The 13,290-nt window shown below is 65.1% G+C and carries 15 protein-coding genes; 11 read left to right on the top strand and 4 right to left on the bottom strand.

What is annotated here, in order from left to right; translation table 11 throughout:
* The 5 genes from AC0L3X_RS13030 to AC0L3X_RS13010 all read left to right on the top strand — a co-directional run.
* Window positions 1–240: chemotaxis protein CheW (locus AC0L3X_RS13030; protein ID WP_473316442.1), on the top strand; the 240-nt coding region annotated here is incomplete at its 5' end.
* Window positions 241–312: 72 nt separating this feature from the next.
* Window positions 313–678: a response regulator gene (locus AC0L3X_RS13025; RefSeq protein WP_007600538.1), complete on the top strand. Its 366-nt coding sequence runs from the start codon at window positions 313–315 to the stop codon at window positions 676–678.
* 74 nt (window positions 679–752) lie between these two features.
* On the top strand, window positions 753–1,940 hold the full coding sequence (locus AC0L3X_RS13020) for a protein-glutamate methylesterase/protein-glutamine glutaminase (protein ID WP_063979739.1): 1,188 nt from the start codon (window positions 753–755) through the stop codon (window positions 1,938–1,940).
* On the top strand, window positions 1,937–2,809 hold the full coding sequence (locus AC0L3X_RS13015) for a CheR family methyltransferase (protein ID WP_063979740.1): 873 nt from the start codon (window positions 1,937–1,939) through the stop codon (window positions 2,807–2,809). Before AC0L3X_RS13020 ends, AC0L3X_RS13015 begins: the two co-directional genes overlap by 4 nt.
* A gap of 294 nt (window positions 2,810–3,103) precedes the next feature.
* Entirely contained in the window at window positions 3,104–3,547 is a 444-nt protein-coding gene (locus tag AC0L3X_RS13010; protein WP_231144256.1) for a hypothetical protein, read from the top strand.
* Window positions 3,548–3,603: 56 nt separating this feature from the next.
* Here the strand turns inward: AC0L3X_RS13010 and AC0L3X_RS13005 are convergent, their stop codons facing one another.
* The 4 genes from AC0L3X_RS13005 to ctrA form a co-directional block, all read right to left on the bottom strand.
* Window positions 3,604–4,764, bottom strand: a complete 1,161-nt coding sequence (locus tag AC0L3X_RS13005; protein WP_231144257.1) for a glutathionylspermidine synthase family protein — start codon at window positions 4,762–4,764, stop codon at window positions 3,604–3,606.
* Between the two features lie 85 nt (window positions 4,765–4,849).
* Window positions 4,850–5,233 carry a hypothetical protein gene (locus AC0L3X_RS13000; RefSeq protein ID WP_063985398.1) on the bottom strand — a complete coding sequence of 128 codons (384 nt, stop codon included), beginning with the start codon at window positions 5,231–5,233 and terminating at the stop codon, window positions 4,850–4,852.
* A gap of 1 nt (window position 5,234) precedes the next feature.
* Window positions 5,235–5,639, bottom strand: coding sequence for a DUF350 domain-containing protein (locus tag AC0L3X_RS12995; protein WP_014497691.1), 405 nt, complete (start codon window positions 5,637–5,639; stop codon window positions 5,235–5,237).
* 169 nt (window positions 5,640–5,808) lie between these two features.
* A complete protein-coding gene (gene ctrA, locus AC0L3X_RS12990; protein WP_008138878.1) occupies window positions 5,809–6,510 on the bottom strand; it encodes a response regulator transcription factor CtrA in 702 nt (233 codons plus the stop codon).
* Between the two features lie 431 nt (window positions 6,511–6,941).
* Here ctrA and fliI point away from each other — a divergent pair, with 431 nt between their 5' ends.
* The 6 genes from fliI to AC0L3X_RS12960 all read left to right on the top strand — a co-directional run bounded on the left by fliI (window position 6,942) and on the right by AC0L3X_RS12960 (window position 13,124).
* Window positions 6,942–8,267 carry a flagellar protein export ATPase FliI gene (fliI, locus tag AC0L3X_RS12985; RefSeq protein ID WP_038936482.1) on the top strand — a complete coding sequence of 442 codons (1,326 nt, stop codon included), beginning with the start codon at window positions 6,942–6,944 and terminating at the stop codon, window positions 8,265–8,267.
* Between the two features lie 121 nt (window positions 8,268–8,388).
* On the top strand, window positions 8,389–8,808 hold the full coding sequence (gene fliJ / locus AC0L3X_RS12980; RefSeq protein ID WP_008138882.1) for a flagellar export protein FliJ: 420 nt from the start codon (window positions 8,389–8,391) through the stop codon (window positions 8,806–8,808).
* A 180-nt stretch (window positions 8,809–8,988) separates the two neighbouring features.
* Entirely contained in the window at window positions 8,989–9,534 is a 546-nt protein-coding gene (locus tag AC0L3X_RS12975) for a sigma-70 family RNA polymerase sigma factor (RefSeq protein ID WP_063985397.1), read from the top strand.
* A gap of 37 nt (window positions 9,535–9,571) precedes the next feature.
* Window positions 9,572–10,633 carry an anti-sigma factor gene (locus AC0L3X_RS12970; protein ID WP_063985396.1) on the top strand — a complete coding sequence of 354 codons (1,062 nt, stop codon included), beginning with the start codon at window positions 9,572–9,574 and terminating at the stop codon, window positions 10,631–10,633.
* 195 nt (window positions 10,634–10,828) lie between these two features.
* Entirely contained in the window at window positions 10,829–11,788 is a 960-nt protein-coding gene (locus AC0L3X_RS12965; RefSeq protein ID WP_063985395.1) for a helix-turn-helix transcriptional regulator, read from the top strand.
* A gap of 115 nt (window positions 11,789–11,903) precedes the next feature.
* Window positions 11,904–13,124, top strand: a complete 1,221-nt coding sequence (locus tag AC0L3X_RS12960; RefSeq protein ID WP_473316439.1) for an NAD(P)/FAD-dependent oxidoreductase — start codon at window positions 11,904–11,906, stop codon at window positions 13,122–13,124.
* The last annotated feature ends 166 nt before the right edge of the window (window positions 13,125–13,290 follow it).

Raw genomic sequence — 13,290 nt, 5'->3', positions numbered from 1 at the left:
GACGGCAAGACCCCGATGGCGGTCGGCGTCGACCTGCGCGGTGAATCCTACGGCCTCCTGATCGACCAGATCGGCGAAGTGCTGCGGCTTGCCGAGGCCGGCATGGAAGAGAACCCCGTCAACCTCGATCCCCGCATGGCCAAGCTCGCCGGCGGCGTCCACCGCCTCGACGGCCAGCTCATGGTCGTCCTCGACGTCGATCGCGTCCTCGAGCTCGCGCCCGAGATGATGGCGGCCTGATACGGCGGCATCGCCGCCGACGGACTCGCAATTGGAAGTATCCCCACAAGGGGGTAGGAAGCAGAGGTTCACATGCGCACTTGTCTCGTCGTTGATGATTCCAGCGTCATCCGCAAGGTTGCGCGCCGGATCCTGGAGGGCCTCGACTTCCAGATTCTCGAAGCCGAGGACGGTGAGAAGGCACTGGAGGCCTGCAAGCGCGGCTTGCCCGATGCCGTGCTGCTTGACTGGAACATGCCGGTCATGGACGGCTACGAATTCCTTGGCCATCTCCGGCGGATGCCCGGCGGTGACCAGCCCAAGGTGGTGTTCTGCACCACCGAGAACGACGTCGCGCACATCGCCCGTGCGCTGCACGCCGGCGCCAATGAATACATCATGAAGCCCTTCGACAAGGACATCGTGACGGCGAAATTCCAGGAAGTCGGGCTTATCTGAGCGAACATCCGGAGGCTGAACGGATCCTTCGGCGATTGTTTCAACTGAACCGTTTCAGTCTGAGTTGGTGAGTAATGAGTGTTGCGTTCGCAGGTAATTCGACCACGGGTCCGTCGCGCGACGCCGGGCCGCTGCGGGTGATGGTCGTCGACGACTCGGTCGTCATACGCGGTCTGATCTCGCGCTGGATCGGTGCCGAGCATGACATGGAGGTCGCGGCCTCGCTGCGCACCGGGCTCGAGGCGGTCAACCAGCTCGAACGCATCAATCCCGACGTTGCCGTGCTCGACATCGAAATGCCCGAGCTCGACGGCATCTCGGCGCTGCCGCAACTGCTGGCGAAGAAGCGCGATCTCGTCATCATCATGGCCTCGACGCTGACCCGCCGTAACGCGGAGATCAGCTTCAAGGCGCTGTCGCTCGGTGCGGCGGACTACATTCCGAAGCCGGAGTCGACACGCGAAGCGTCGGCCGCGGACATCTTTCATCACGACCTGATCCAGAAGATCCGTCACCTCGGCGCGCGGCTGCGCCGCAGGCCCGCAGTCGCGAGCCCGCCGCTGGCGCCAGCGACCCCGGCTGCACGTGCGCCGGCTGTCGTGCGGCCCGCCGCGCCCGCACCGACCCTGCATGCGCCGTCGTCTGGGGTGCTGTCCACGCGCCCGTTCTCGGCCCACGCACCGAAGGTGCTGTTGATCGGCTCCTCGACCGGCGGTCCGCAGGCGCTGATGGCGCTCGTCACCGAGCTCGGCCCGGTGATCGACCGCTTCCCGGTGCTGATCACCCAGCACATGCCGCCGACCTTCACCACCATTCTCGCCGAGCACCTGGCGCGCGCGAGCCGCAAGCCGGCGGCCGAGGCGGTCGACGGCGAGCCGGTGAAGCCGGGACGGATCTACCTCGCGCCCGGCGGCAAGCACATGCGTGTCGTGCGCAGCGGCGCTGACGCGGCGATCGCGCTCGACGACGGTCCCGCCGTCAATTTCTGCAAGCCCGCGGTCGATCCGCTGTTCACCTCCGCCATCGACATCTGGCACGGTAACATCCTCTCGGTGATCCTGACGGGCATGGGCTCGGACGGCATGCGCGGCGGCAAGGACATCGTCGCCGCCGGCGGCAACGTGATCGCGCAGGACGAAGCCTCCAGTGTGGTCTGGGGCATGCCGGGCGCGGCGGCCAATGCCGGCATCTGCGCGGCGATCCTGCCGCTCAACCAGATCGGCGCCAAGGTCAACCGCCTGTTCGCGGGAGACCGCTCGTGACGCCGGTTGACTACGAATATCTGCGCAAGTTCCTGAAAGAGCGCTCCGGCCTCGATCTCTCCGCCGACAAGCAGTATCTCGTCGAGAGCCGGCTGCTGCCGCTTGCCCGCAAGGCGAGCTTGCCCGGGATTCCCGATCTCGTGCTGAAGATCAGGAACGGCGACGGCCGGCTTGCGACCGACGTGGTCGAAGCGATGACCACCAACGAGACCTTCTTCTACCGCGACAAGATCCCGTTCGATCATCTGCGCGAAACCATCCTGCCGGGCCTGCTCCAGGCGCGCGCGGCGCGCAGGTCGCTCCGCATCTGGTCGGCGGCCTCGTCGACCGGGCAGGAGCCCTATTCGATCGCGATGTGCGTGAAGGAGATGGGCGCGGCCTTCGCCGGCTGGCGCATCGAGATCGTCGCCACCGATCTGTCGCAGGAGGTGCTGGAGAAATCCAGGGCTGGCATCTACAGCCAGTTCGAGGTGCAGCGCGGCCTGCCGATCCAGCACCTGATGAAATACTTCACGCAAGTCGGCGAGCTCTGGCAGCTCAATGCCGACATTCGCGCGATGGTGCAGTTCCGTCAGCTCAATCTGTTGCAGGACTTCTCCCATCTCGGCACGTTCGACGTGATCTTCTGCCGCAACGTTCTGATCTATTTCGACCAGGACACCAAGGCCGTGATCTTCGAGCGCATGGCGAAGGGACTGGAAGCCGACGGTACGCTGCTGCTTGGCGCCGCCGAATCCGTCGTCGGCATCACCGACGCGTTCCGCCCGATCACCGAGCGCCGCGGTCTCTATCAGCTCAATCCCGCGCGCTCCGGCCGTCCGATGGGCGGATTGATGCCGCAGCCGCTGAAAATCGCAGCGGCGAGGTGATTCGCCGAACGACAGGCAATCTCACTGAACGCCGTCGTCGCGAATGATCGGCAACAACTGGCGGATATCGTTCCGTCAGAGTGCGTGACGCTTCACACGCGTTTGAGCATTGCGGATTACTCGACTACCGCGCAATAGAGCTCGTGCCGCGATGCAATGCAATCGCGGCCCTGATCAGCATCTGACGGTTGTGCTATGCTGGCGATGGTCCCGCCGAACCGAGGCGGGATTTCATTCCATCATGAATTGTACTGAGGAGGACATACCATGCGAATGTCTTGTGCCTCGTATTTCTTGTTCGCGGCGCTTTCGTTGCCCGCCACTGCTCTCGCTGGCGAGCAGGTCCTCGAATTCAAGCTTGTCACCAAGCCGATGGACTTAAAGGTCACCGAGGTCGCGAACGTCGAAGGTCAGACGGTCATGTCTGGCAAAATGTTTGGCGTTGCCTTCTTCAAGGACGGCCGCGTTGCGGTGAAGGACTTCGTCCACTCCGCCGACCTGATCAAGGGCTCAGGACCCATCTACGGCTACAGCACCTACACCTTCGACGACGGATCCTCGATCACGGCGCGCTACGCCGGCGCGATCAAGGATGGTCGGGCGAAAGGCGAATACACGATTCTGTCGGGCACCGGGGCGTATGCAAACGCGACGGGCACGGGCGGCTTCGAAAGTGCGCAAGCCGGCTTCAAGGGCGCGGGCCTCTACGACGGGAGATTCATCGTCAAGACACCCTGAGTAAGCACGCAAGTCTCTGCGCTCGCGTCCCGTTCCGATGAGGTCGCGAGCGCATTTCACAAAATCCCATGCGGCAGAAACCGCGAGCGGTTGCCGGTGATCGGGCTCTCGTCCTCGCGGATCGACAGGCCGCATGGCTCGTGGTTCACCAGCCAGCTTCCCACCACCACATAGAAGCCCGAGAAATTCGGCAGCGGCGACAGCGCCTGCCGCACGAAACCTTCTGCGCCGTAGGGGCCTGCCTGCTCGTCGAGCGGCGTGCCTCCGGACACCAGCGTGACATTGGCGCCTTCGCGCGACAGCAGCGGCTTGCGGACGTAGGAGCTGCCGAGCTCGGCTGCCCGCGCGTCGTCCTCGAAGAAGGCCGGCAGCAGATTGGGATGGTTCGGAAACATCTCCCAGAGCAGCGGCAAAATGCCCTTGTTGGAGAGCACCGCCTTCCACGGCGGCTCGATCCAGCGTGTCGGCGCACTCATCAGCTTGGCGCCGAAGGCGTCGTGGAACATCCATTCCCAGGGATAGAGCTTGAAGGCGAGCGCGATGTCGCCGTCGTCGAGATCGACGAAGCCGCCAGGCTCGTCGCGCCAGCCGATCTCCTCGATGTCGAGCAGTCTGGTCGAGAGCCCCGCCTGGCGCGCGGTGTCCTCGAGATAAGCGAGCGTGCCGGCGTCTTCCTCGTTGCCGGTGGTGCCGGTGAGATGGACATGGCGGCCTGCGGCAATCTCCTTCCACGCCGCGATCAGCCGCTCGTGGATGGAGTTGAACTGGTCGGCGCGCGCCGGAATGATGCGGCGTTCGATCGCCTGTTCGAGCCAGGTCCATTGAAACACCGCAGCCTCGAAAATCGAGGTCGGCGTATCCGCGTTGTATTCGAGCAGCTTTGCAGGCGACTGTCCGTCGAACTTCAGATCGAGCCGGCCATAGAGGCTGCGGTCGTCGCGCTCCCAGCTCTCGGCGATCAAGCTCCAGAATGCCTCCGGAATCTTCAAGCGTCGCAGATAGCGCTCGTCACCGATCACGCGGCCGGCAAGCTCGATGCACATCGCGTCGATCTCGGCTGTCGGCGTCTCGATGCCGCGCTCGATCTCGTCGAGCGTGAAGGCGTAATAGGCGCTCTCGTCCCAATAGCGTTCGCCGTCGATGGTGTGGAAGGCGAAGCCGCATTGTTCGGCGGTCTGCCGCCAGTCGTCGCGCTCGGGGCAGACGATGCGTCGCATGTTATTTCCTGCGCATGATCTCCGCGCAAACGCGTTCCGCGTTTGTCGCGAGGGAAAATCGGTGGCCGCTTTTCCGGATCATGCGCTAGCCGCCGCCCGAGAAGCCATGGCCGAACGAGCCGAAGCCGCCACGGCTCACGCTGCTGGAGCCTGAGTCCGAAGAGGTGCCCGATGAGGAATGGCTCGAGGAATCGCTGCTGAAGAAGCTCGATCGCGACGACCAGCGCGAGCTGCTGCCGCCCGATGAACTGCTGCTACTGCTGCACGTCGTGGTCGTCTGGCCCGGCACGGCTCCTGGCGAGGGCTCGCAGTGCTGCCGCGGCATCAGCGTGTAGGCGGTGGTGCCGACCGCGATCGTGCCCATCACCAGCAGCGCGACATGGCCGGAGCGCTTCACCGGCGGCCCCGATGGCGGCGCCACGGGCGCCGGCCGGCGCTTGCCGAACTCCTTTTTGGAGGGTTTGGCCATGTCAGTAGATCATGCAGGCGGCGTTCAACAGGCCCGCCGCGAGGGAGGACAGCCCGAGCCAGATCGCCGGCGCAAGCTCGCCTGCGGCAATCCGCGCCGACAGGTTCGGCACCGGGACCTTCACCAGAAAGAGCACGATGATCTGCACGATCAACGCGATGACCGCCCAGATCAGGCAGTCCAGCACATTGGCCGAATGCGCGATCGCGCTGACCAATGGCGCCACGAAGCCGAGCAGGCTGAGACCGAGCGCGATCGCGGCGGCCGGCTCGTTGTCGCGGATGAGCTGGAACTCGTTGTGCGGGGTGATGCGGGTGTAGACGAACAGATACGCCACGATCGCGATCAGGCCGGTGCAGAAATAGACCAGGAAGGCGGGCAGGCCGGCCAGTGATTGCAGGATCATCGTTCCCCCATCGTGCAGCGACCATTCGTCGGCGGGGGGAGGATAGCGGTTCAATGGCGCAAGGACGATGAGGCCGCGTTGGCGTCCCAAAAAACAAAACCCCGCCATTTGCGGCGGGGTCCAGGCTGGGAGGAGCGAGCCCCGGGGGCTCGCGACGTAAACTTAGTGATCAGGCGGGAATGCGCTCTTCGTGCTCGTGCGGCTCGCGCAGCACATAGCCGCGGCCCCACACGGTCTCGATGAAGTTGCGGCCCTCGGAAGCGTTGGCGAGCTTCTTGCGGAGCTTGCAGATGAAGACGTCGATGATCTTCAGCTCGGGCTCGTCCATGCCGCCATAGAGATGGTTGAGGAACATTTCCTTGGTGAGGGTCGTACCCTTGCGGAGCGAGAGGAGCTCCAGCATCTGGTATTCCTTGCCGGTCAGATGCACGCGCTGGCCGCCGACTTCCACCGTCTTGGTGTCGAGGTTGACGACGAGGTCGCCGGTCTGGATGACCGACTGGGCGTGACCCTTGGAGCGGCGCACGATCGCGTGGATGCGGGCCACCAGCTCGTCCTTGTGGAAGGGCTTGGTCATGTAGTCGTCGGCGCCGACGCCGAGACCCTTGACCTTGTCCTCGATGCCGGCGAGGCCGGAGAGGATCAGAATCGGTGTCTTGATCTTGGAGACCCGGAGCTGCTTGAGCACGTCGTAGCCGGACATGTCGGGCAGGTTGAGGTCGAGAAGAATAATGTCGTAATCGTATAACTTACCGAGATCGACGCCTTCTTCCCCCAAATCGGTCGTGTAGACGTTGAAGCTCTCAGACTTCAGCATCAGCTCGATCGACTGCGCGACGGCGCTGTCATCTTCAATCAGCAAAACGCGCATGCCAGTTCCCCATAGTCGCCGCTCCTGGGCGTCAGGTCGGCCGCATTCGCGGCACTCAACAAAACGCCTTTGAACAACTGATTCGGATCCTGACAACAGATGGTTAACAAACTCTGATTCTGGAACGCAAGTCCCCCCGGTGCAATTTTTGTCGAATCGCCCTAAGGTCTTGCGCGCGAAGCAGCTTTCGTCACCCCGTATCGTTCAAGTTCCACTTTAAGAGACGGGCCTAACCGACTCCCGCGACTCAGCCTTCTTCTGAAGGGGAGTCACGCTCAGTCACAAAGACAGTGACGCAATGATTAACGATGCGGGTAAACACGAAGTTAAGCGCCGTTCAGAAATATGGCGAAACTTAAGTCTTTCGCCATGAAGCCCGGGATCGGAGGCGATCACCTTATGAAGGTCCTCTTATTAAAGGCGCGCCCCTGATGAAGGCTCTTGCCGAACAGATCGGCGACATCGACGGCGTCAACATTTATGGCCGTGTGGTCGGCGTTCGCGGCCTGATGGTCGAAGTGGCCGGACCCATTCACGCGATGTCGGTCGGTGCGCGGCTCGTGATCGAAACCGGCGCGAACCGTTCCATTCCCTGCGAGGTGATCGGCTTCTCCGGCAACAACGCTGTCGTGATGCCGTTCGCCGGCCTGGACGGGGTGCGCCGCGGCTGCAAGGCCGTCATCGCCAATGCGGCCAATCAAGTGCGTCCGTCGTCGGCCTGGCTCGGCCGCGTCGTCAACGCGCTGGGCGAGCCGATCGACGGCAAGGGGCCATTGCCGCAGGGCCCGGCGCCGATGCCATACCGCAATTCGCCGCCGCCGGCGCATTCGCGCAAGCGCGTCGGCGCCCCGCTCGATCTCGGCGTGCGTGCGATGAACACGTTCCTCACCTGCTGCCGCGGCCAGCGCATGGGCATTTTCGCAGGGTCCGGCGTCGGCAAATCGGTGCTGCTGTCGATGCTCGCGCGCAACGTCGATGCCGCGGTCAGCGTCATCGGGCTGATCGGCGAACGCGGCCGCGAGGTCCAGGAATTTTTGCAGGACGATCTCGGCGAGGAGGGCCTGGCGCGCTCGGTCGTGGTGGTCGCGACCTCGGACGAGCCGGCGCTGATGCGGCGCCAGGCCGCCTATCTGACGCTCGCGGTGGCCGAATATTTCCGCGACGAGGACAAGGACGTGCTGTGCCTGATGGACTCGGTGACGCGCTTCGCCATGGCCCAGCGCGAGATCGGCCTGTCCGCCGGCGAGCCGCCGACCGCCAAGGGCTATACGCCGACCGTGTTCACCGAGCTGCCGAAGCTTCTGGAGCGCGCGGGGCCGGGCCTGGGCGAGGGGGCGATCACCGCGATCTTCACGGTGCTGGTCGACGGCGACGACCATAACGAGCCGATTGCGGATGCCGTCCGCGGCATCCTCGACGGCCATATCGTGATGCAGCGCTCGATCGCAGAGCGCGGCCGCTACCCCGCCATCAACATCCTCAAATCCGTCTCCCGCACCATGCCGAAATCGGCCGATCCGCAGTTCTGGCCGACCATCCAGCGGGCCCGCCAGGTGATGGCGACCTATGCCGACATGGAGGAATTGATCCGGCTCGGGGCCTACCGGGCCGGCTCCAGCCCCGAGGTGGACGAGGCGATCCGGCTGCACGAGCCGCTGGAGGCGTTCCTTCGCCAGCGCAAGGACGAAAATGCATCACTGGCGGACGGCTACCGCCAGTTGGCGCAAATCCTCGGTGATTTGGAAACGGAACGCTAACTTTGTCAGGTCATCATCCGCTCTCACAGAGTAGCAGAGCCGGTCTTGGCCTCAATCGGGCCTGTGGGGAGACCGGTGACGTCCCACGTGCAGCCAGGGGACTTCTGGGGAGTATGAGTCGATGAAGTCACGTGATACCCTCATCCGCCTGAAGAAATTTCAGGTCGACGAGAAGCGCCGCCGGGTCACCCAGATCGAGACCATGATCGCCGACTTCCAGCGGATGTCGACCGATCTTGAACGCGAGATCACGACCGAGCAGGAGCGTGCCGGGATCAACGATCCCTCGCACTTCGCTTATCCGACCTATGCCAAGGCCGCGATTCAGCGCCGTGAGAACCTGACCCGCTCGGCCGACGAACTGAAGGGCCAGCTCGACGAAGCCAAGGCCGCGCTGGCCGAAGCCTTCGAGGAACTGAAGAAGGTCGAGCTCCTCGACGAGCGTGACCAGGCCCGCGAGCGCGCCGAAGAAAACGCCCGCGAGCAGGCCGACCTCGACAGCATCGGCCTGATGCGCGCCCGCATCGGCGCCGTCGCCTGACGACGCAGCCAGCGGTCCAACAGCCGAGAATTCGTCGAACCCGGACCCGCAAGGTCCGGGTTTCGCGTTTGCTATCCACAGTGTGGCGCGCCGCCCCTTGGTGATGGGCTTTGCCGCGCGCTATGGTAGCGGAGTGCCAGGGCCTGCGCCGAACGCGACAGGCCGTGTGTGGGGGGCTGAATGCTGACGCCAGCAGAGCTGGTCGGGCTGATTGAGGCGGTCGCCAGGGGCGATCAGGCCGCGTTCGAGCGCCTCTACGTCGCCACGCGCGCGAAACTCTACGGCGTTGTGCTCCGTATCTTGCGCCGACAGGATCTCGCAGAGGAGGTCATTCAGGAGACCTACGTCAAGATCTGGAACGGCGCCGGCCAGTTCAATCCGGCCTTGTCGTCACCGATCACATGGATGGCATCGATCGCGCGCAACCGCGCCATCGACATCGTGCGCAAGAAGACGGAAGTCTCTATCGAGGAAGAGCCGCAGGCAATGGAAGTCGCTGCCGACAGCCCCGATCCGCTGGCGCGGAGGGAGATGACCGAGGAGTTGAAGCGGCTCCTGGAATGCATCGGCCGGCTCGAGCCGGATCGTCAGAGGCTCGTGCTTCTCGCCTATTACAACGGCTGGAGCCGCGAGCAATTGGCGGAAAAATTCGCCGCGCCCGTCAACACGGTGAAGACGTGGCTCCGGCGCAGCATGTTGGATATCCGCGAGTGCCTCGGACTATGAGGGCTCGCATTGTGAGGGTGGTTCTGGACTGGAAGTGATGGCCTACACGGAGGACCATATCGCGCTCGCCGCGGAATATGCGCTCGGTACGCTCGACGCCGATGAGCGCGCGCAGGTCGAGACCATGATGGCCGTGGACAAGGCGTTCGCCGATGTCGTGCAGGCCTGGGCTTACCGGCTCGGCGTCCTCAACCAGATGGTCGGCTCGGTCGAGCCGCGTCCGATCGTGTGGGAGAACATCCGGTCCGAGCTTGCGCGGACGGACTTTGCGCAGGAGACGCCTGCGCCGGAAGCTTCGCCGCCGCCGCCACCTGTGCCCGAGTCCTCCTCGATCGAAGCTGCACCGCCTGAGCTGGCGCCGGACGCCGTGCCGCAATCGGAGCTGCAGCCTTCCGAAGCAGAGCAGCCCGGGACGGCGCGGCCGGCACCCGATGCGCTTCCCGACATCGCGCCGATATTCATGCCGCAGGTCCATGCACCCGATCCTGACGTCGCGCGCGCGCCGCCGGCGCCGGTCGCCGACAACAGCAATGTCATCCGGCTCGAGGGCCGCGTGAAACGCTGGCGCACGATCGCCTCCGCGGTGGGCGCGCTTGCGGCTGCACTGCTGGTGACGCTGTCGCTTCAGATCTTCCAGCCCGATGCGCTGCCGGGCGGCTTGCGCCCGGCGCCGCGCATCCAGACGGTGGAAGTGAAGACGCCGGCGGCGCCGCTCACGGCTGCTGCGCAATATGTCGCGCTGTTGCAGGGCCAGGGCGGCGGTCCCGCCTTCATCCTCACCGTCGACGGCGCGACGCGGAATTTCACCGTGCGCAAGGTGGGCGCGACTCCGGAGGCCGGCAAGAGCTTCGAGCTCTGGCTGATCTCCGACAAGCTGCCGCGTCCGCGCTCGCTCGGCGTGATCGGCGCGGGCGATTTCACCGCGCGCCCGGTGCTCGGCTCCTTCGATCCCGAGGTCGTCAACGGTGCGACCTACGCCGTCACCGTCGAGCAGGCCGGCGGCTCGCCCAACGGCCAGCCGACCTCGGCTCCGGTGTTTTCCGGCAAGCTGATCGAGACCGTGCCGCCGTCTCAGCCGCAGGCGCCCGCGAAGAAGTAGGTGTCGTGGCGCCGTAGCCCGGATGGAGCGCACACGGCGCTCGACCGTCGCCAAGGTCCGTCCAGCCGTCGCACCCCGACAAGTCCCGCCGAATCCACTCCCGCGTTGAACCTCCCCGCAATCCACGGCGTCAAATGCCCGGAATTTGCAGTCGGCGCCGCACATCATGGCGCCGGAAAAGGGGCTAGAAGTCAGATGGATGCAGCTAAGACGCCGGGCATCTTCGTCCACCAATATGCGGGCCTTCCGCATGGTCCGGCCTTCGAACATTGGCGCGAGCGGGCCTTCGGTCCCTGCGGTCTCGACGTCGGGCCGAGCCATGGCGACAGCATCGATTGCCGGCTCCAGGTCAGCGTGGTCGACAATATCGCGTTGGCAATTCCCGAAGGTGCCTCCGCGCAATATTCGCGCACGCAGAGCCATCTTGCCGACGGCAGCGACGATCTGGTCCTGATCGCCGCGCATGCGGGTCTTGTCCGCGTCGGGCAGAACGGCCACACCGTCGAGCTTGCGCCCGCGCAGATGGTGCTCATCGACATGGGCGTCACCGGCACCGTCGGCCACACCCAGGAAGATCGCTTCACCAGCATCCGCATGCCGCGCCGCGCGCTGCTCGACATCAATCCGCGTGCCGAGGACAAGCTGTCGCAAGTGCTCTCGGATGGCGCGGTGGCCGAGACGATCTTCCGCTACCACGCACTCGCCGCCAATCACGCGCCGCATCTCGACGCCGTCGGCCAGCGCCTGACCGCGCAGCACGTGATCGATCTCGTCGGTCTGCTGCTCGGCACCGATGCGGAGCATGCAAGCCTCGCGCGCGGTCGCGGACATGCGGCGGCCCGTCTCGATCTCATGCGTGCCGACGTGATGGCCGCGCTCGGCCGCAACGATCTCTGCCTGTCCGAGATCGCGACGCGCTCAGGGCTCAGCCCGCGCCAGGCGCAACGCTTGTTCGAGCAGGCCGGCACGACCTTCACCGAATTCGTGCTGGAGCAGCGCCTGGTGCTGGCGCGCAAGCTGCTCGGCGATCCCCGCGCGAGGGCGCGCAAGATCAGTGACATCGCGCATTCCTCGGGTTTCTCCGACCTGTCCTATTTCAACCGCGCCTTCCGCAAGCGTTTCGGCGCGACGCCATCGGAGCTGCGCGAGACCTGAGCCGCGATTTTATGCAGCGGAGCGGCGCCGCCGCAGTTGGTCGATCCGGTCGAATGAGCTATATCTGCCTGCGCGGGCAGGCCGCCGGAATTCTTGGACAAAGCAGTAAACGGACATGGCGCGTATCGTCGTGCTCGGCGCGGGGTTTGCGGGTCTATGGGCGGCCATCGGCGCCGCGCGCAAGCGCGACGAGATCGGCGCGGCCGGCCGTGACGTCGAGATCCGTGTCGTCGATCGCAATCCCTATCACAACATCCGGGTGCGCAATTACGAGGCCGACCTTAGCGAGGTCGCACTGCCGTTGCCGCAACTGCTCGATCCGATCGGCGTCACTCATGGCATTGGCGAGGTCGAAGCCATCGACCCGGCACGGCGCGAGATTTCTCTCGTCACGAGCGGGGGCGAGGAGACGCTGAGCTACGACCGCCTGGTGCTGGCGCTCGGCAGCGAAGTGATGCGTCCCGCCATCCCCGGCCTTGCCGAGCATGCTTTCGATGTCGATACCTATGCCGCCGCGCTCATCCTCGAAAATCATCTCGTCTCGCTCGGACACAGCGCGCCCTCGCCGGGGCGCTCGACTGTCGTGGTGGTCGGCGCCGGATTCACCGGCATCGAGGTGGCGGCCGAGATGCCGGACAGGCTGGCGCGCGTCGGCATCGCCGGCAGCCGCCGCATCGTCCTGGTCGATCCCAACCCTGCGGTCGGCGCCACCATCGGCGCGCATGCGCGTCCCGTCATCGAGACGGCATTGGCCTCGCTCGACGTCGAGACGCGGCTTGGCGTGCGCGTCGTGTCCGTCGAGGCCGCCGGCATGCACCTGAGCTCGGGCGAGTTCATCCCGGCGCAAACCGTGATCTGGTGCGCCGGGATGCGCGCGAGCCGGCTGGCCGAGAGCTTCGCGGGCGCGCGCGATCGCCTCGGCCGCCTGCTGGTCGATCCTTTCATGCGGGTGGCCGATGTGCCGGGCGTGTTCGCCGCCGGCGACGTCGCCTCGAGCGTGGTCGATGGACTGCACCCGACGGTGATGTCCTGCCAGTTCGCCCGTCCCATGGGCCGCTTCGCCGGTCACAACGTCGTAGCCGATCTGGCGGGCCTGCCGATGCTGCCGCTGCGCATCGATTGTTACGTGACCGTGCTCGACCTCGGCGGCTGGGGCGCGCTCTATACCGAAGGGTGGGATCGCGAGGTTCGCACCACTGGCGCGGCCGCAAAGGCGACCAAGCAGACCATCAACTGCAAGCGCATCTACCCGCCGCTCACCGGTAGCAAGGCCGAGCTCTTCGCTGCGGCAGCACCGACGGTCCAGGCGCCGCCGCCGACTTATGGGGCGCGGTAGATTTTGATCGGGGCTGGTTGGAGGATCGCGGCTGTGCCAATTGCTCCGTCATTGCGAGCGTAGCGAAGCAATCCAGAAAAATTACCCGGGCGCAGTGTGGGTTTGGTTACGAAGCACGCCAAAACCAAGTTACCCCCCCCAAAATAAAACCCCCCCGGGGGGGGGG

The sequence above is a fragment of the Bradyrhizobium sp. MI1.7 genome (assembly GCF_055811795.1).
This window is presented reverse-complemented; position numbering and strand designations above follow the sequence as displayed.

Excerpts from the sequence above, each read along its gene's own strand:
- AC0L3X_RS13025 (WP_007600538.1), top strand. The coding sequence starts at position 313 with ATGCGCACTTGTCTCGTCGTTGATGATTCCAGCGTCATCCGCAAGGTT.
- AC0L3X_RS13020 (WP_063979739.1), top strand. The coding sequence starts at position 753 with ATGAGTGTTGCGTTCGCAGGTAATTCGACCACGGGTCCGTCGCGCGAC.
- AC0L3X_RS13005 (WP_231144257.1), bottom strand. The coding sequence starts at position 4,764 with ATGCGACGCATCGTCTGCCCCGAGCGCGACGACTGGCGGCAGACCGCC.
- AC0L3X_RS13000 (WP_063985398.1), bottom strand. The coding sequence starts at position 5,233 with ATGGCCAAACCCTCCAAAAAGGAGTTCGGCAAGCGCCGGCCGGCGCCC.
- AC0L3X_RS12995 (WP_014497691.1), bottom strand. The coding sequence starts at position 5,639 with ATGATCCTGCAATCACTGGCCGGCCTGCCCGCCTTCCTGGTCTATTTC.
- ctrA (WP_008138878.1), bottom strand. The coding sequence starts at position 6,510 with ATGCGCGTTTTGCTGATTGAAGATGACAGCGCCGTCGCGCAGTCGATC.
- fliI (WP_038936482.1), top strand. The coding sequence starts at position 6,942 with ATGAAGGCTCTTGCCGAACAGATCGGCGACATCGACGGCGTCAACATT.
- fliJ (WP_008138882.1), top strand. The coding sequence starts at position 8,389 with ATGAAGTCACGTGATACCCTCATCCGCCTGAAGAAATTTCAGGTCGAC.
- AC0L3X_RS12975 (WP_063985397.1), top strand. The coding sequence starts at position 8,989 with ATGCTGACGCCAGCAGAGCTGGTCGGGCTGATTGAGGCGGTCGCCAGG.
- AC0L3X_RS12970 (WP_063985396.1), top strand. The coding sequence starts at position 9,572 with ATGGCCTACACGGAGGACCATATCGCGCTCGCCGCGGAATATGCGCTC.
- AC0L3X_RS12965 (WP_063985395.1), top strand. The coding sequence starts at position 10,829 with ATGGATGCAGCTAAGACGCCGGGCATCTTCGTCCACCAATATGCGGGC.
- AC0L3X_RS12960 (WP_473316439.1), top strand. The coding sequence starts at position 11,904 with ATGGCGCGTATCGTCGTGCTCGGCGCGGGGTTTGCGGGTCTATGGGCG.